We start from the raw sequence: 19,286 nt of genomic DNA, 5'->3' as shown, positions 1-19,286 counted from the left end.
TATTAATTCAATTACAAAGCTATGAAAAAAAAACGAAGTATGTGCATGAATTGCACATTCAGGGAACTTTTTAACCTATTGCGAGTGATGAAAATTGTGATTTTATTTATGCTGATAGGGCTGACCCACCTTTCGGCAGAGGTTCGCAGCCAAAATGCATCGGTTAGTCTGAAGCTGAAAGATGCTACGATTGAGCAAGTGATTCTGGAGGTCGAAAAACAGTTAAAACAGGATTTCTTTTTTAGTAAGAAAGAGGTGGATGTGACAAGAAAGATTTCCGTGAATCTGAACCAAGCAACGCTGGACGAGTTGGTACGAGTGATTTTTGGAGAGAGTTTCGGTTATCGGTTGGTTGACAATTTGATCGTGATTACCCCGAAAACGGTTGTTGCCAAGGAGGAAGAGAAAACGATTCTGATGAAAGGGCAGGTGGTGGATAAAGGAGGAGATCCCTTACCCGGAGTCACCGTTCTTGTTGAAGGTACAACGGTGGGATGCGCCACGGATATTGACGGGAAGTTTAGTCTTCCTTTGCCTAAAGAGCTAAAGGATGTGGTGGTTGTTTTCCGTTTTGTCGGGATGGTGACGCAAAAGGTGAAACTGGCAGATATTAAGGATAAAGAGATTCTGGCCGGTAAGAAGGATTTGAAGGTTGTGATGGAGGAACAGACCGAGAATTTGGAGGACGTGGTGGTGACGGGTATCTTTACTCGTAAGAAAGAAGGGTTCACGGGATCAGCAACACGGGTTTCTAGGGATGAGATTAAACGAATGACTTCCGGTAATGTCTTGAAGGCGTTAGAGATGTTAGATCCCGGTTTTAGGATGAATGCGAGTAATCTGGCCGGTTCGAATCCAAATGCAATACCGGATTTTCAAATGCGAGGGCAAGCTAGCATGGGTAATTACCAGAGTGATGACGTGGTTGTGTTGCGTGGAGATGTAAATACTCGTCCGAATCAACCGTTGTTCGTGTTGGATGGAGTGATTGGCGTGGATGCAACTACGATCATGGATCTTGACCCGGAACAAGTGGAATCAATTACATTGTTGAAGGATGCGGCAGCGACGGTTATTTATGGTTCAGAGGCTGCCAATGGAGTGGTAGTCGTGGAAACAAGAGCCCCGCTACCGGGAAAACTACGCTTCACGTATAATGGTAATTACGAACTGGAATGGCCAGATTTGAGTGTTTATGATATGATGAATGCGAAAGAGAAGCTGGAAATAGAGGAGTTGGCGGGGTATTATGATGAAAAGGATAATTTGGGGTTGATGAATTATTATAATAATCTTCGCCAGGAGGTGATGCGGGGTGTGAATACCTATTGGTTGGCAGAACCAGTGAAGACTGCTTTTTCTCATAGACATGGTTTGACTGTGGAAGGGGGAGACCATACGTTGCGTTATAAAATTTATCTGGGAGCCAAATGGGCACCCGGTATTATGAAAGAAACGGATTTAAATACTAAAACAGGAAAGATTGATTTGAATTATCGTAATAATAAAATTTTGATTAATAATCAATTGACTGTGGATTATTCAAATGGTACTAGGGTTTCTCCTTATGGAAGTTTTCAAGATTACACGAAAATAAATCCTTATTATCGTAAGACTGATGAACATGGAAATATTAAGCAAGTATTGGATGATCATAGTATTGGTGATAATTATGAATTTGTCGCTTATTATGGTACGCCAACTTTAAATCCTTTGTGGAATGCACAGTTTGATTCAAAGAATGAAAGCCGGAATTTTGAACTTCGGGAGGCTTTAAAATTGGAGTACTTGCCATTTGAGAATTTCCGTTTAAGTTTGGATTTTACGCTAACTCGGAAGGATGGAACGGTAGAGGTGTTTAACTCTGCCCAGCATAATGACTTCTTTCTTGAGGAAGACCCGGCTAAAAAAGGATTGTATGAATGGACTAAAACAGAGGGAACTCAATATAGATTAAGTTTGTCGGGAGCGTATACTAAAGGGTTGGGTGATCATTTGTTGACAGCTTATTTGCGATATAGTGTGAATGAAAATTCTACAAAATCGACTACATTGTCCATGAAGGGATTTCCGAATGATAAGTTGAGTGAAGTGTATATGGGAACGGAATACAAGAACACATCAGGAAGCGAGAGTGTTGCTCGATCTTTAGCTTTCGTGATGACCTTGAATTATGCTTATAAACAACGTTATGCTTTTGATTATAGTATGAGTGTCAATGCATCTTCAGAGTTTGGAAAAAATAACCGTTATGCCCCGTTCTGGTCTGCCGGAGTACGTTGGAATGCAGAAAAAGAACCTTTTATTAATAACTTAGGTATTTTTGATGAATTGGTGGTGAGGGGGACTTACGGTATTACGGGATCTCAGGGATTTACTCCTTATCAGTCTTTACAGATGTATACGTATTCTAATTTGATGAAAACTTACAAGAGTTCGGATGTGGTGGGGACGGAGATATACGGTTTGGGAAATCCGGATTTAAAATGGCAACAGACAGAAAATTATAATGCATCATTGGATTTTACCATGTTTAATAATATTCTGAGTGCAAGATTCGAGTACTACGAGAAATATACGAAAAATACGTTGTTGGATTACACGATGGCTCCGTCTGTCGGATTCCCGACAATGAAAGAGAATTTGGGAAGAATTTCTAATAAGGGATATGAGGTGACGTTACGTTTAATGCCATATAGTGATCCTGCAAGACAAGCTTATTGGAACGTGATTTTTACCGGTTCTCATAATAAATCACGGATAGAGGAAATTTCTAATGCCTTGAAAGTGATGAATGAAAAACAAATGGAAATTGCGGATGAGGTTGAAGACCCGTACGTTACCGGTTTAGAAGATAAACGTAAAAAACGTCCCTTACCCCGTTATGAGAACGGTTATTCTCAAACTACGATTTGGGCGGTTCGCTCGATGGGTATAGATCCACAATCCGGTAGGGAGGTATTTTTGACTAGAGATGGTCAACTGACAAATGAATATTCTGCAATTGACCAAGTCCCGGTTGGAGATACTGAACCTAAATTTCAGGGTTCTGTTTCAACGACATTTACCTATAAAGGGTTTAGTTTAACGCTTGCCGGTCAATATCATTGGGGGGGCCAGACTTTTAACCAGACGCTGATAGATAAGGTGGAAAATGCTAACTTACGAATGAATGCGGATCGGAGAGCTCTGTATAGTCGATGGAAAAATCCTGGGGATCAGGTGTTTTTTAAGGCAATAGATGGAGATATTGCTAAGATGGATACAAAGGAGAGTTCGCGTTTCGTGATGGATGATAATGAATTTTATTTTTCAACTATAAATTTATCCTATCGATTGGACGGGCAGAAATGTGATTGGCTTAAACGGGTAGGGATTAGTGCTGCGACAATTGGAGTGTATATGGAAGATATTTGTCGGTTCTCGTCGATTAAGATGGAACGAGGAATTGACTATCCTTTCTCTCGTCAAGTGTCCATGTCGTTGAATGTAACTTTTTAAATTGATAAACGATGAAAAAGTATATAGTTAGCATTTGTTTAGGAATGTTCTTGTTTGCCTCCTGTTCTAATTGGTTAGATGTAAAACCGAAGACGACGGTGGAAGAAGAAGAGGTTTTTAGCCGGGAATTAGGTTTTAAAGAAGCTTTAACCGGTGCGTATATAAAGATGGCGTCAACTGATTTGTATGCCAGAAATTTGAGTTATGGTTTCTTGGATATATTGGGACAACGTTACCAGATTAATGCAGTGGCAAATTATGAGAATCCCCTGTGGTATACATTTCCATCTACATACACGGAAAGTTACACGGAAGCGATTTGGTCGAAGATGTATAACGTGATCGCTAATTTGAATAATTTGTTGTACTACTGTGATAAAAACAGAGATGTGTTTACCACGGAACATTATTACGAAATTATTAAAGGGGAGGCTTTGGGTTTGAGAGCGTTTTTGCATTTTGATTTGTTACGGATGTTCGGACCGATATATAAAGACAACCCAACAGCAAAACGAATTGCTTATCGGACGGAGTTTAATCAGGAACCGAAGGAAATGCAACCTTCTAATGTAGTGGTGGATAGTGTTATTGCTGATTTGAAAAGAGCTGAAATCTTACTGACAAAAACAGATCCGTTGAATTTTGAATTTCCAAAAACAGAAGATGGGAATGGTGGAACGGGAAAAGATGGCTTTTTGGAGTATCGTCACAAGCGAATGAACTTGTATGCGGTGAAAGCGATGTTGGCGAGAGTCTACTTGTATGCAGGAAATAAGACGGAGGCGGTTAATTATGCGAATCAAGTTATTGACGGGAAGTATTTTGATCTGATCGGGGATGCTACAGATGTTTTACGTTCAAAAGAGATTGTGTTCTCTGTTTACGTGGACAAGTTTGATCAACAAGTGACGGATATAACCAATGGTACATCCTATTTGATCGTTAAGGAGAGTTTCTTGAATGAAATGTTTGATGTGGCTAATGATGGGACAAATGATTTGAGAATCAGAGAGGGTGTTGGATTTGATTACGGAACAAACGGAATCAAAATGCGGAAATATAAGCAAGAAAACTTATGGGCATCCACGGAAGGAACCGTTGTTTTAATACGTTTATCTGAAATGTATTACATTTTGGCGGAATGTGCGGCAACTCCGGGTGAAGCGGCTGAGTTCTTGAATAAAGTACGAAATATACGCGGGGTAGATCCGGTTGTTTGTACGGAAGCTAACAGATTGGATGAGATTGAAAAAGAGTACCGCAAGGAATTTTACGGGGAGGGGCAATTGTTTTTCTTCTACAAGCGTCATGCTTACACGACATTTTTGCATAGCCCCGTGAACCAAATGGCTGAAAGTAATTATATGTTCTCTTGGCCGGATAATGAAACTTTATTTGGTAAAACAAATTAAGACATCGTGAATGTTGTATTTACTGATAAAATGAGAGATTTATGAAAAATATGGCAATTATATTACAGGTTTTAATCACGTTACTTTTTCTTCAGAGTTGTGAGGAATACGAGATGGTGCAATATGGAGAGGGAAACGAGATTAATTTTATGGCTGATTATTATTTAGGTAAAGAGAAGAAACCGTATTGGGTGGATGAAACAGAATATTTGCATTATGAGACAAATTTCGGGATTAATCCTCGTGGAGATTCTTTGTTATTGGATACTCTTCTGGTAGGGGTTAAAATAAGTGGAGTTCCTGCAGATCATCCTTGAAAGGTTGCGTTCACCACGAAAAAACTGGGTGATAATACATTGGAGATTGTATGCCCGGAGGAGTATTATGTTCCGGCAGACACGGGTGTTGCCGTGTTTAAAGTTTTGATAAAACGTCCGGAAAAACGAAATACAGAATATTCTGCATACCTGACTTTTGATTACGAGAAATCGGATTTTAAAGCGGGTACTGTTGAAAGACAAACTTTTGAATTGAGGGTAGAAAATTCTGTCAATTTGGAATTGTGGGGATCTTCTCAAGAAGAATGGGATGGATATTACGCGATGTTTTTTGGAGATTATAGCGAGACGAAAGCTCGTTATTTAATCACGAAATACGGGGGAACGGTATTGAATGAATGGACGATGACGAATCAATTTTATGATGTTCTTTACTCGAATGGCTTCTACCTGGATTTTGAAGAGTATAAAGCAGATCCTGATAATGCACCCTTGATAGATGAAAATACGGGTGAATGGATTGAGATTCCTGATATTTCAGAATTACTTTAAAAATAAGAAATTATGAGAAGATTAATTTATATACTGGCTTTGTTACTGTTTGTTTCTTGTTATGATGATAAGGGAAATTATGATTATGAAGATATTAATACGGTAGCAGTTGAATTGGATGAGTTGTATTCCGTGCGTTTGGACAAGGATACCACGCTTACCATTGTACCCCGGCTGTCACAGCTCTTGCAAAAGGACGATGAAAATTTGAGTTATGTTTGGTTATATTCTACTATCAATCATAATTTCTATGGTTTGGCAAGTCGTGAAGGTTTTGACACGGTGAGTATAGAACCTAGTTTACGTTTTCATATAGACCCGGAAGAGAAAAATTTGAAATACGAGCATTTTTTTCGTTTGAATGTGTTTGACAAGGTAACGGGAATTGAATATCCGGTAAATACGACGATCAAGTTGATTAAACCTTATGATGGAACTTGGATGGTTTTACATAGTAAAAACGGACAGACGGAATTGGGGTCGATTGAATATATCGGTGCTGATATCGTGGTGAATGAAGATGCCTATTATAAAGAATCAGGCAAGCGATTGACAGGTAAACCACTTTGTTTGGGACAATATACAACGTCGGTTAAATATTATGGAACTGGGAGTAGCTGGAACATGTTTTATGTGCTTACTGATGTCGCCAAAGAGGCCGGAGTTTATTGTCAATGGAAAAAATTCGAGAAAAAGGATAGTTTGTCTCGAATGGTTGCCCCGATGGCTCAAGCGGGTTTTGATTTCCGACATGTGGAGATGATGGATGGTGATGGAAGTGCCAGTGCTCTTTTGTTGTCCAATGGAGTTCTTTATCAGATCCCTAGGGCCGGTAAAGTGTATAAACCGGGAAGCGGGTTGACCGGGGATGTGAAGATTACCTTGGCATCTAAAGTTATTAACAATGCTTTGTTGTATGATGAGGCCGGACATCGTTTTGCATTCTATTATAATAAAAGTGACGGATTGGGCGTGAAGAAATATGATCCTTTGTACTTTAATGAGAGCGAGGAAAATAGTGATTTGATTCAATCTATTCCGGTTCGAGATGGTAATGCTACGGGTGCGGATCCCAACAAGTTAGCTCCGGATCAAAAAGTGTTGTATGTAGGAACCGGATATCAATTTGATCAAGGTTGGACAAGTATGTATGCTTATGGTTTGGCTAAAAGTGATGACAAATGTTTTGTTTATGAATTTAACCCAAGAGGGTTTACTTATGCTGATTATGCCTCTTTTAATGCTTATTATCAGATAGATTTACCTAAAGGATTAGATGAAAATGCTTGTTTTGCTTCAACGCCACCTTATAGTGGTATTATTTTTTACGCATCGGGTAATACTGTTTATCGTTTAGACTTTAAACAGGCCGGCGGAAAAGCTACTGCAATTTATACTCATACAGGAGGGAAAGCTACGAAAATGAAATTTGCCAAGCGGAAGGCTCCCGGAGCAGGAGAATTTGCAGCCTATGAGTTTGATTTGCAACGTAGTTTAGGTGTTTCGTTTGATATGGGAAATGGCAAGAGTGATTTCGTTATCTTGAATTTGTCATCAACCGGTAGTGTTGGGGCTAATAGTGTAACTTATCCGGCAACACAGGTATATTCTGATTTTGGAGAAATAGCTGATTTTGTATTTATTTAAAAAAGGTATTAAGATGAAGTGGATGATTATTATATGGGGGTTACTGTCATTAGTGGGATGCCAGAGTAAGCCTGAAGGATTCGTGATAAAAGGAGAATTTCAAGGTGCACCGGAAAATGAATGGGTATATTTAATGAATACCGGGCAGACGATGTATTATGATAGTGTGCAGTTGAAAAAAGGAAGATTTGAGTTTAAAGGGAAAGTGGATTACCCGGAATTACGTTGTATTACTTATTTTAACGATCCGTCGCAACGAATTTATGGGTGGGATAAGATCATGGAGTTACCGATATATGTGGAAAATTCTACTATTCGGGTTTCTTTACCTTTTGCAGAGTTACCCTCAAAATTAGAGAAAAAAGTACCGGAAAATTTGCGTGTAGAAGGTTCTTATGCTCATGATTTATATGCGAAATATAAAGAACGGGTAACGCCTTTTGTTGTAAAAAATGATAGTTTGTTTGATGCTTATCGTCGTGCTTATTATTATAAGAAAGGGACGGAGGATGATGTGTTCCGTTGTGTGAGGGGGATGGATGCTATGCGTGATAGTGTTTTTGCCGTGGGGGTTGAATTTATCCGGCAACATCAGGAGTCTCCGGTAGCTTTATATGTGGCAAAAAATCTACGGGTAAGAGCTTACGATAGAGAGAAAGCGAAAGAAGTGGTCGGGTTCTTACCGGAAAACGTGAAAGCCACCCCGATGGGACAGCAAGCTATGAAAGCTTTATTGGAACAGCCGCTTTACGTGGGAGATGTGTTGCCTGATTTTGATGTGTTGGATGTAGATTTGAAAACGGTAAAGTTGTCAACGCTATTGCAAAAGGGACATTACACGTTGGTGGAATTATGGGCATCTTGGTGTGGACCTTGTCGGGCAGATATTCCTCATTTAAAAGAGACTTATCAGTGCTATCATGAAAAAGGTTTTGAAATGGTTAGTATCTCTATCGACGATGATATGGATGCATGGTTGAAAGCTGTAAAAGAAGAAGGTATGCCTTGGACTCAGGTTTGTGGAGCAAACGGGAAAGGTTATAAAAAAGAATGTATGGATTTGTTTGGTGTTAGCGGTGTACCTTCATGTGTTTTGATTGATAAGGAGGGGCGGGTAATTAGTACAAATGCACGCGGGGGATGGTTGAACGAGAAGTTGGCCGCTTTGTTTAAAGAATAAAGATTCGGTTTTATAAAATTTGTATTGTATGAAAAATGTATTGTTAGTCGTATTGTTTATGATCGGCGTTGTCGGTTATAGTGTAGGGAAAAACGTGCGGTTGCACGGTTCTTTGAAAGAGTTTGGTACGAATGTGGTTTCGATGGATTTTGATGGAGCTGCAGGGGAAATTTCCAAAGAGTGGAGTCAGAAGATCATGGTGAATAAAGATGGTAGTTTTGATTTTTCTTTTGACTTGAAAAAGCCGGGATATTATTCGGTGGGGCGGAACACGTTGTATTTAACCCCGGGAGATGATATGGAGGTATATTTAGGGACATCACAACCACAAAGCTGGTTTAAAGGGAAAGGTGCCGACGTGAATAATTACATGAAAGGACGTTTGTTTCCGAAGGCTGGATCATTTTTAGAGGCGGGGAGAAACGTGAAAGGTAGTTTCGAAGAGACGAAAAAATATATTGACGAGCGGGCTGCCCAACGGGAGAAAGAATTGAAGGCTTTGCCGAACGCAAGCAAGGAGTTCGTGGAGTTGGAAATGATGCGTATCAAGGCAGATGTGGCGAATAGTTATATGGCATATTTATGGTATTCTGATCTTTTAAAGGATTGTAAAACAAGGGAAGAGGGAGGAAAGGTTGCGAATGATTTTAACAAATCTATCCGGGAATATATCAATCCGTTGTTAAAAGAGATTTCTGCTAAAGATCAGTATTTGGAAGTTGCCGTGGTGAGAGATGTGTTGTTGAGTTGCTATGATATGGATGCTTCTATTTTTGATTTCCCGAAGTCTCAGCGATTGAAAGAATTGAATGATGCTTACGTGACTGGGGAGCGTATGGATGAGGAAATGACTAAACCTCTCTACGATGAATTGCATGCTTTCGGTTCGAAGTTGAAAAATGCTGATTTCAAGCAGGCGTTTATGGGACGGTTGGAGAAACGGGCGAAATTGATGGAAGGACGTCCGGCTATTGATTTTGCTGTCGTGGATATGAACGGGAAAGAGGGGAAATTGAGTGATTATAAGGGAAAGGTGTTATTCGTTGATTTTTGGGCGACTTGGTGTATGCCTTGTTTGGGTGAAATGCCTTTCTTTAATGAATTAAGTAAGAAGTACCCGAATGTCCAGTTTGTTGGCGTGTCATTGGATGATAACACGGAAGTTTGGTTGAATAAATTGAAGGGTGATTCGGATCATGGGAAAGTATTGGAGTTATTTTCAAAAGATCCATTGGTGCGGACAGGTTGGGATATTACGGGAATTCCTCGTTTCTTGTTGATCGATAAAGATTTCACGATTATTGCGGCTTCCGCTCCTCGTCCTTCTCAAAAAGATGTGATTACACCGTTGTTGGAAAAGTATAATAAATAAGGAAATTATCATTCTAATTATTGTTTTTGGAGGAGTTATCTCGGTGTTGGGATAACTCCTCTTTTTGTTGAAATATTTGGAAGATTTCTTGAAAAATAAAACAAATAGGTTACTTTTGTGGGGAGGATGTCGTGGATAAAATTGCGTTATGGCAAGAGATCTGTTGGAAAATAAGGCTTTCGAGGAGTTATTTGATTTACATTATGGGAATCTGGTGGGATTCGTGTATGGCTACGTGAGGGATGAAGAGGTGGCCAAAGATATTGTGCATGATGCGTTTTTGACTTTTTGGACGAATCGGAAACATTTGGATTTGTCTTATTCGGCTAAATCTTACCTATTTACATTAGCACAGAATTATGCATTGAACTATTTGAGGCATTTACGGGTCGTGGAGGTGAACGAGCGTGAGGTGACGGCTTTGTTGGAATCGGCTTCAGAGGAATTGGCTGAATACGATGAACGGTTTGCCCGGGTGGAGGAAAAGTTAGCTTTGTTACCGGAGAAGCAGCGGGAAGTTTTTTTGAAATGTGTGGTGGAAGAGAAGAAGTATCAGGAGGTGGCGGATGAGTTGGACGTGAGTATTAACACGATAAAAAAGCATATGACTCGCGCCTTGAAATTTTTGAGAGGGGAATTGCAGGATGAAACTGTGTTACTTTTCGTGTTGAAAAAGAAGTGATTATCTTTTTATTTTCAAATTCTATATAAAAAATTGCTTTTTGTGTCACCCTTTTTTTGAGGGAGCGTGTGATAGATGCAAAATGACGATTTATGAGATACAATGACGAAGATATAGAATTTGCTAATTTGATTCTGACAGACCGGGAGAATTTAGACGATGCGGAGGTGAATGCGTGGATGGAAGATCCGGAGCATGTAAAATTATTGCAGGAGTTTGCTACAGCTTATCAAGTTCGTATGAATAAGAATTTTGACCGAGATAAAGAGAAAGAATTTGCTCGGTTGGAGAGGGATTTTTACGAACGGAAGAGTCGTCGAATGACATTGCGTTGGTCGGTAGCGGCTTCTATAATTTTGTTGGTTGGTTTATTTGTGGGACGTACGGTGACCGAATGGAGGGATTTGGATGATGCTCGAGTGCTGGCAAAAACGGAAAGAAACGTGCCGGGTGCTAAAGCTGAGTTGATTTTGAGTACTGGAGAACGGGTTGTTTTGGATCGAAAGAATGTAGCAATAGAGGGTTTGAACGAGATGGGGATTCGAAATGATTCCGTGACCGGGTTGGATTATGCGACGGCGAAAGTGGAGGGGAAAGAGATCATGTATAACACCATGCGAATCCCGGTGGGAGGATTTTATCAGTTGGCTTTGTCTGACGGGAGTAAAGTGTGGTTGAATTCGATGACGGAACTTCGTTTTCCGGTGACTTTTACGGGGGAACAGCGAAAAGTTTATTTGACAGGAGAGGCTTATTTTGAGGTGACTCACGATTCGGTGCATCCATTTATTGTAGAGACTCCGGACGGAATGGAAGTAAAGGTGTACGGAACAGAATTTAATATGAACACGTACGAGAAAGGTGTTGTACAGACCGTGCTTGTAAAAGGAAAAGTCGGAGTCCGAGGTGGTGTTCTCGGTAAAGAAGTGGTGTTGGCTCCTGAGCAGATGGCTGTGTACCGGGAAAAAACAGGAGAAATTCAAGTTGAAAATGTTGATCCTTATAAGTATGTAGCCTGGAAGGATGGAGAGTTTGTTTTTGAACGGGAGACGATAGAAGAGATCATGGAACGATTGAGTAGATGGTATGATGTAAAAGTTTTCTATTCGAATGAATCTTTGAAACAAAAACGATTTACTGGGGCGATTAGTCGCTATAAGGATATAGAACAGGTTCTTCATTTAATCGAGGGACCGGCGACATTACATTTCGAGATAAAAGGTAACGTAGTTACAGTACAAGGAGGTCAATAATTATGATGTTTAATAAAAACCGTAAGGTGCGTCAACACGCTTACGGTTTGATATAGGATGTTTGCGCATCCGTAAATTCTAATAGTTAATTCACAAATTTATGAAAAAAAACAAGATTAGGTTTGTTTTTTCTGGTTTTTTCGAACGAAAAAGATCAGAACTTTTTCGGGGACTACAATTGTTCCTGCTGATTATGTTTTTGGGTTGTCCTTTGTTTGGTGTAGCTCAACAGCAAAAGGTTTCAATTGACGTGAAACAGGTGGATGTTTCTGTGGTTTTTAGACAAATTAAAGAGCAAACGAAATTGAATTTCGTGTATGATCCAGATCAGTTGGCTTCAATGTCAGAAATTACATTGAGTATGAAGGATGTGACCGTAGATGCCGTGTTATCACGATTATTTGCCAATACACCTTTCGAGTATCGTTTTGAGAGTGGAGCGATATTAATCAAACGTAAGGAAAAACAGGTTGCTACAAAAGGAGAAGTTGTAACGGTGACTGGTTCCGTGAAAGATGCTGGGGGAAATCCTTTGCCCGGAGTGACGATTATGTTGAAGGGACTTAGTTTGGGGGCCGCAACGGATGTGGATGGAAATTATAAGTTGAGTTTTACTAAGGTTGAGAATGTCGTGCTGGTGTTTTCTTTTATCGGGATGGAGACTCAAGAGGTGAAATACACGGGGCAGCAGAAGATTGATGTGGTAATGAAGGAGACTGTGGAGTCCATGGAGGAAGTGGTGGTAACTGGTATTTTTACTCGGAAAAAAGAAGGATTTACAGGTTCTGCAACAAGAGTGTCAGGAGAGGAAATAAAGCGAATGACTTCAGGTAATGTGTTGAAAGCATTACAAATGCTTGATCCGGGTTTTAAGATGAATTCCAGTAATTTGGCCGGTTCTAATCCCAATGCGATACCGGACTTCCAGATGCGCGGGCAGGCAAGTATTGGAAATTATGAAAGTTCAGATGTGGTTGTTTTGCGTGGTGATGTAAATACACGTCCCAATCAGCCGTTATTTGTGTTGGATGGTGTGATTGGGGTAGATGCAACAACGATTATGGACTTAGATCCGGAACAAGTAGAGTCAATCACTTTGTTAAAAGATGCTGCAGCCACGGTGATTTATGGTTCGGAGGCGGCTAATGGCGTGGTTGTGGTTGAAACAAAAGCTCCCGTGTCAGGGAAGTTACGTTTTACTTATAACGGGAATTACGAGTTGGAATGGCCAGACTTGAGTGTGTATGATCTGATGAATGCAGAGGAAAAATTACGAATAGAGGAGTTGGCCGGTTATTATGACAATAAAAATGATGTGAATTTGCGTAATTATTATAACCGTATAAAACAAGAGGTTTTGAGTGGGGTGAATACATATTGGTTGGCTGAACCTGTTCGTACGGCATTTTCTCATCGTCATGGTCTGACGGCAGAAGGTGGAGATAAAACATTACGTTATAAAATTTATTTAGGAGCCCGTTGGGCTCCGGGTGTAATGAAAGAGTCTGATTTGAACACAAAGACTGGAAAAATTGATTTGAATTACCGGGCTAGTAAGATATTAATAAATAATTCATTGTCTGTAGATTATTCTGATGGAGCCCGGACTTCTCCTTATGGAAGTTTTCAAGATTATGCACAAATAAATCCTTATTATCGTAAAACAGATGAGAATGGGAATGTCAAGCAAGTATTGGATGATCATAAAGTGGGGGATTCATATATCGCAGATTATAAGACTCCAACGTTGAATCCATTATGGAATGCTCAATTTGATTCAAAAAATGATAGTCGTAGTTTTAATCTACGAGAGGCTTTGAAGGTTGAATATTTACCATTTGATAATTTGCGGTTAAGCTTGGATTTTACATTATCTCGTACTGATGCCACAGTGGAAACTTTTAAATCAGCCCAGCATAATGATTTTTATTCCGTGGCAGATCCGGCAGAAAAGGGTTCTTATTATTGGTCCAAGTCTGAGGGGTCTAGTTATCGATTGAGTTTGTCTGCCGCTTATAATAAAGCATTCGGATCGGATCATTTGCTGTCTGCTTTTGCTCGTTATAGTATTAATGAGAGTGCGAATAATTTGACTTCTATTTCCATGAAAGGTTTCCCGAATGATAAATTGAGTGAAGTGTACATGGGAACGGAATATCAGACAACAGGTGGTAGTGAGAGTGTTTCCCGTGCTTTAGCTTTTATGATGACATTGAATTATTCTTACAAACAACGTTATGCTTTTGACTATAGTATGAGTATAAACGCTTCTTCTGAGTTCGGCGAGAACAATCGTTATGCGCCGTTCTGGTCTGTAGGAGTACGTTGGAATGCTGAAAAAGAAAAATTTATATCGAATTTGGGTATTTTTGATGAGCTGGTCTTGCGTGGGACTTATGGGATTACGGGATCTCAAGGTTTTACTCCCTATCAATCTTTGCAGATGTATACTTATTCCAATTTGATGAAGACTTATAAAAGTTCGGATGTTGTCGGGACAGAAATATATGGATTGGGAAATCCTGATTTGAAATGGCAACAAACACGGAATTATAATGCATCGTTGGACTTCACAATGTTTCATAATATATTTAGTGCTAGGTTTGAGTATTACGAGAAATACACGAAAAACACGTTGTTGGATTATACAATGGCACCATCTGTTGGTTTTGCTACGATGAAAGAGAATTTAGGTGAGATTTCTAATAAAGGGTATGAGGTGACACTACGTTTGATGCCATACAGTAATGCGGCGAAACAGGCTTATTGGCAAGTTATTTTTACTGGCTCGCATAATAAATCACGGATAGAGGAGATTTCTAATGCCTTGAAAGTGATGAATGAGAAACAGATGGAACAAGCCATGGCATATGAAAGGCCCGGAGATTTAGAGGGGAAACGGGAGAAATATCCATTACCTCGTTACGAAAATGGTTATTCGCAAACAACCATCTGGGTGGTACGTTCAATGGGTATTGATCCGGCAACAGGACGGGAAGTCTATATGACACGTGATGGTAAATTAACGAATGACTATAATGCAGCGGATCAGATTCCTTTTGGAGATTCTGAACCGAAATTTCAAGGTTCTGTCTCAACAACCTTCACTTATAGAGGTTTTAGTTTAACTCTTGCCGGGCAATATCATTGGGGAGGACAGACCTTTAATAAGACGTTGATTAACAAAGTGGAGAATGCTAATCTTCGGTTGAACACGGATAGACGGGCGTTGTATGATCGTTGGCAAAAACCGGGAGATCACGTGTTTTTTAAGGCGATAGATGGAAATGTTTCTAAAGCGGATACGAAAGAAAGCTCTCGTTTCGTGATGGATGATAATGAATTCTATTTTTCTACGGTGAATTTATCGTATCGCTTGGATGGTAAAAAATTTGATTGGATGAAACGTGTGGGGATTACTTCTGCTACACTTGGATTATATATGGAGGATATTTGTCGTTTTTCCACGATAAAGATGGAACGTGGTATAGACTACCCCTTCTCTCGTCAGATATCCATGTCGTTGAATGTTGTCTTTTAAATTTGTAGACTATGAAAAAATATATTGTAGGCATTTGTTTCAGTATGCTGTTCTTTACTTCTTGCTCGGATTGGTTGAACGTGGAGCCAAAGACCACCGTGAAGGAAGAAGAAGTGTTTAGTCGAGAATTAGGTTTTAAAGAAGCCTTAACCGGAGCCTATATAAAAATGGCCTCTACGGGGTTGTACGCAAGGAATTTGAGTTATGGTTTTCTGGATGTGTTGGGAGGACGTTATAATCAGGGAACAAATCAGAAAGATTATTATACTTTTGCCCCGGATCCCTCTTCTTTGGTAGAGTCTTATTGTGAGAGTATCTGGTCAAATATGTATAATATTATCGCTAACCTGAATAATCTGTTGTATTATTGCGATAAAAATAAATCTGTGTTTACGACACCGGATTACTACGAGATCATAAAAGGAGAGGCTTTAGGCTTACGAGCTTTTTTGCATTTTGATTTGTTACGAATGTATGGGCCTATTTATAAGGAAAATCCGGGAGCGAAACGAATTGCTTACCGTACAGAGTTTACTAAAGACGCTCAATCAATGCAATCTTCAAATGTTGTAGTGGATAGTATTATTGCCGATTTGAAAAAAGCGGAAGTTTTATTGACAAATACAGATCCCTTGAGGTTTGATTTCCCAATCACGACATCGGAAGAGAGTAATATGGAAGGCGATCGTTTCCTCGTGTATCGTCATAAACGAATGAATTTGTATGCTGTAAAAGCTATGTTGGCGCGAGTGTACTTGTATGCCGGAAATCAAGAACTGGCAGCTAAATATGCTAATGAGGTAATTGATAGCGATTTGTTTGAATTGTTGAGCAATGCAAATGATGTGTTGCGTTCGAAAGAGATCATTTTCTCCGTGTATATTGACAAATTTGATCAACAGGTTGAAAATATGATGACAACTACTTCTTATATTGTTGATAATAGCGTTTTTAATGAAATTTTTGATGTTGCGAATGATGGACTAAATGATTTTCGAGTTCGTGAGGGGGTTAGTTTTGAGAACACGCCTTCTGGGAAGAGAATGTTGAAATATAAGCAAGAGAATGTATGGCCGTCGTTACAGAATACGGTAGTATTAATTCGTTTGTCTGAGATGTACTATATTTTAGCCGAATGTGCGGAAACTCCGGAGGAGGCTTCTAACTTTTTAAATAGTGTAAGAGAGGTTCGGGGAATAGACCCGGTGAGTTGTACGTCTCAAACCGTACAATCTGAGATTGAAAAAGAGTATCGGAAAGAATTTTATGGTGAAGGTCAAGTGTTCTTTTATTACAAACGTTTAGGACGGCCGACTTTTGTGAATTGTCCGTTACAGAATCTGATTGAAAGTAACTATATGTTCTCTTGGCCGGAGAATGAGATTTTGTTTGGTTATACAAATTAATTGATACGTGTATGAAAAAGATATTATATCTAGTGATAGTCGTTATACTTTTGGTTCGTTGTGACAAATACGAAATGGTGCAATATGACCAAGGCGCTAGGATAAATTTCGTTGGAGATATGAATTGGGCGAATCCGGGGACTTTTAAAGAACCTTATTGGTCTGATGATGTCGAATTGAAATATAGTTTTAATTTCGGAATAAACAAGCAAGGAGAGTATTTGCGATATGACACGGTTCAAGTTGGGGTGAAAATTATGGGAGATATTGCGAATGTTCCGCGTAAAGTGGCACTAACAACAAAATCATCGGAAGAGAATGTTGTGAATGTACTTTTCCCGGATGCCTATTATGTTGATGCAGATACGACCTCTGCGGTATTTCGAATTGTTATTGAACGTCCTGCAGTTCGGGGAACAGAATGTCTTGTCGAATTGACATTTGATTACGAGAATTCCGATTTCGAAGAGGGATTGGAGGAGCGTCAAGTAATCGAATTAGTGATACAAGATGTTGTGAGTAAAGAATCTTGGGGGGTAGATGACCGAACTTGGGAAATGTATAAAGACTATTTCGGGACATATAGTGAAGCAAAGGCCAGATACGTGATCACGCAATACGGGGAACAATATGGTGGGACTTCTTTCAGTGGATGGTTTCGCAATGGTTATATGTTAGCAATGTATTATAATATGTTGTTTACGGATTTGGAAACCTATAAACAAGCTTGTGAAGAAGATCCCTCTAAACCTACGTTTATAGATGAGAATACGGGAGAGTGGATAGAGTTCCCTAGCCAAGCTAAGTAATATTTTAAACAAGAAAAGTATGAAACAGATTATATACATATTGGCAGTTTTACTTTTAACGGCCTGCTATGATGATAAGGGTAATTATGATTATAAACAGATTAATATTTTGGATGTCGGGTTGGATGAGATGTATTCCGTGCGGGTTGCAGGAGACACGGTGATCACGATTCAGCCTAGATTATCACAATCTTTGCAGGAAAATAAGGATAATCTAGAATTCATGTGGTTACATTCAACGACCAATTCTAATTTTTACACGATAAAGGATTGTGATACGGTTTGTATGACAGAGGAACTGAAGTTTCATGTTGATCCGGAAGATAAGGCCTTAAAGTATGAACATTATTTTCGTTTGAACGTGTATGATAAGTTAACAGGGATAGAGTATCCGGTAAATACAATGATGAAATTGGTCAAACCGTTTGATGGGGCTTGGGTTTTGTTGCATAGTAAAGATGGACAAACGGAATTGGGATCCGTGGAATATATCGGGGAGAATATTGTTGATACCAAAGATGCCTATTATCAAGCAACCGGCAAGCATTTACAAGGGAAACCACTGTGTTTGGGAAGAGTTTCTTTACAGAGTAGTTATTATGGTTCCTCGAAGGTTCAGATGTTTTCCGTGATAACGGATATTCCTGATGAGGCCGGTGTATATTGTCAATGGAGGCAATTTGAAAAAATGGATAGTCTGTCAAGAATGGTATATTCTGCAGATGCGGTTGATTTTGCTCCGGATAAAGTGGAATTGATAGATGGAGAGGGATCTCGGGGAGGATTGATGTTGGCAAATGGAAAGTATTACCAGACTCCTGCCGCAATGAAAATGTATGAACCAGCACGGAATAAAGATAATTTTGGTGGAGATTATTATATATCGCTTGCCGCAAAGGTTGCGGATGTTTCCTTGGTGTACGACCGGAAAGGACATCGCTTTGGTTGTTTGTGGCATATGAATAATAGTGGTGGTCCTGATCCGATTCTTTTTGATCCGGTAAAAGAGAACAAGGTGGAATTAGGAGCGATACCCCAAAGTACAGATAATTCTACTGCGGCAGATCCTAACAAACTGAACCCGAAACATAAGGTGTTGTATGTTGGATCCGGTTACAATTATAACCAGAGTAATGCCTCCTATTCTTATGCTTATGCGGTAGCAACTAGAGAGCAGGATAGTTGTATCGTATACGAGTTTAATGCAATGGGAATGTCATACGGGAAGAATCCAAGTTTGAGTAATTATTATCGGTTGCCCATACCACAAGGATTGGATGAAAATAGTTGCTTTGCTTCTTCAGCTGCTTATAGCGGTATTATTTTTTATTCAGCGGGGAATACTGTATATCGATTGGATTTTGTACAGCAAGGAGGGAAAGCAACTCCTATTTACACGCATGAAGGAGGCAAGGTTACACGGATGAAATTTGCTCGTACTCGTAATGAGCAAACAGGATATGAGAATTACGAGTTTGATTTGGCTCGAAGTTTGGGGGTTGTTTTTGAAATGGAAGATGGATCGTGTGATTTTGTGGTACTGAATCTGGCATCGACAGGTTCTGTTGGGACGGATAGTGAACACTATCCTGCAAAACAAGTGTATCACGAATTTGGAAAAATTACTGATGTTGTATTTTTATAATAGACAAA

The 19,286-nt window shown here is 39.5% G+C and carries 13 protein-coding genes; all 13 read left to right on the top strand.

Annotation, left to right across the window (positions count from 1 at the left end; all coding sequences use genetic code 11):
- The first annotated feature begins 21 nt into the window (after positions 1 to 21).
- Entirely contained in the window at positions 22 to 3,501 is a 3,480-nt protein-coding gene (locus I2I33_RS07140; RefSeq protein WP_087421764.1) for a SusC/RagA family TonB-linked outer membrane protein, read from the top strand.
- A gap of 11 nt (positions 3,502 to 3,512) precedes the next feature.
- Complete coding sequence (locus I2I33_RS07135; protein ID WP_087421765.1) at positions 3,513 to 4,913, top strand: RagB/SusD family nutrient uptake outer membrane protein; 1,401 nt, start codon at positions 3,513 to 3,515, stop codon at positions 4,911 to 4,913.
- Positions 4,914 to 4,954: 41 nt separating this feature from the next.
- The gene (locus tag I2I33_RS07130; RefSeq protein WP_195666778.1) at positions 4,955 to 5,230 is read left to right on the top strand and encodes a hypothetical protein; all 276 of its coding nucleotides are present in this window, start codon (positions 4,955 to 4,957) and stop codon (positions 5,228 to 5,230) included.
- A gap of 39 nt (positions 5,231 to 5,269) precedes the next feature.
- Positions 5,270 to 5,743, top strand: a complete 474-nt coding sequence (locus I2I33_RS07125) for a DUF4843 domain-containing protein (protein ID WP_195666777.1) — start codon at positions 5,270 to 5,272, stop codon at positions 5,741 to 5,743.
- 12 nt (positions 5,744 to 5,755) lie between these two features.
- On the top strand, positions 5,756 to 7,390 hold the full coding sequence (locus I2I33_RS07120; RefSeq protein ID WP_087421767.1) for a PKD-like family lipoprotein: 1,635 nt from the start codon (positions 5,756 to 5,758) through the stop codon (positions 7,388 to 7,390).
- A 13-nt stretch (positions 7,391 to 7,403) separates the two neighbouring features.
- The gene (locus I2I33_RS07115; RefSeq protein ID WP_087421768.1) at positions 7,404 to 8,570 is read left to right on the top strand and encodes a TlpA disulfide reductase family protein; all 1,167 of its coding nucleotides are present in this window, start codon (positions 7,404 to 7,406) and stop codon (positions 8,568 to 8,570) included.
- A 28-nt stretch (positions 8,571 to 8,598) separates the two neighbouring features.
- Positions 8,599 to 9,942 carry a TlpA family protein disulfide reductase gene (locus tag I2I33_RS07110; RefSeq protein ID WP_087421769.1) on the top strand — a complete coding sequence of 448 codons (1,344 nt, stop codon included), beginning with the start codon at positions 8,599 to 8,601 and terminating at the stop codon, positions 9,940 to 9,942.
- Positions 9,943 to 10,090: 148 nt separating this feature from the next.
- Positions 10,091 to 10,624 (top strand): RNA polymerase sigma-70 factor, encoded by a 534-nt coding sequence (locus I2I33_RS07105; protein ID WP_087421770.1) that lies wholly within the window; start codon positions 10,091 to 10,093, stop codon positions 10,622 to 10,624.
- A gap of 92 nt (positions 10,625 to 10,716) precedes the next feature.
- On the top strand, positions 10,717 to 11,877 hold the full coding sequence (locus I2I33_RS07100; protein WP_087421771.1) for a FecR family protein: 1,161 nt from the start codon (positions 10,717 to 10,719) through the stop codon (positions 11,875 to 11,877).
- Between the two features lie 100 nt (positions 11,878 to 11,977).
- Positions 11,978 to 15,418: a SusC/RagA family TonB-linked outer membrane protein gene (locus tag I2I33_RS07095; RefSeq protein WP_087421772.1), complete on the top strand. Its 3,441-nt coding sequence runs from the start codon at positions 11,978 to 11,980 to the stop codon at positions 15,416 to 15,418.
- Between the two features lie 11 nt (positions 15,419 to 15,429).
- Complete coding sequence (locus I2I33_RS07090) at positions 15,430 to 16,824, top strand: RagB/SusD family nutrient uptake outer membrane protein (protein WP_087421773.1); 1,395 nt, start codon at positions 15,430 to 15,432, stop codon at positions 16,822 to 16,824.
- An 11-nt stretch (positions 16,825 to 16,835) separates the two neighbouring features.
- The gene (locus I2I33_RS07085) at positions 16,836 to 17,633 is read left to right on the top strand and encodes a DUF4843 domain-containing protein (protein ID WP_087421774.1); all 798 of its coding nucleotides are present in this window, start codon (positions 16,836 to 16,838) and stop codon (positions 17,631 to 17,633) included.
- A gap of 19 nt (positions 17,634 to 17,652) precedes the next feature.
- Complete coding sequence (locus I2I33_RS07080) at positions 17,653 to 19,278, top strand: PKD-like family lipoprotein (protein ID WP_087421775.1); 1,626 nt, start codon at positions 17,653 to 17,655, stop codon at positions 19,276 to 19,278.
- Positions 19,279 to 19,286 lie beyond the last annotated feature (8 nt).

It is taken from the genome of Butyricimonas sp. BSD2780061689_150309_C8, from assembly GCF_015560935.1.
GTDB lineage: Bacteria > Bacteroidota > Bacteroidia > Bacteroidales > Marinifilaceae > Butyricimonas > Butyricimonas paravirosa.
The sequence above is the reverse complement of the archived record's forward strand: the minus strand, read 5'-3'. Positions and strand labels throughout refer to the sequence as shown.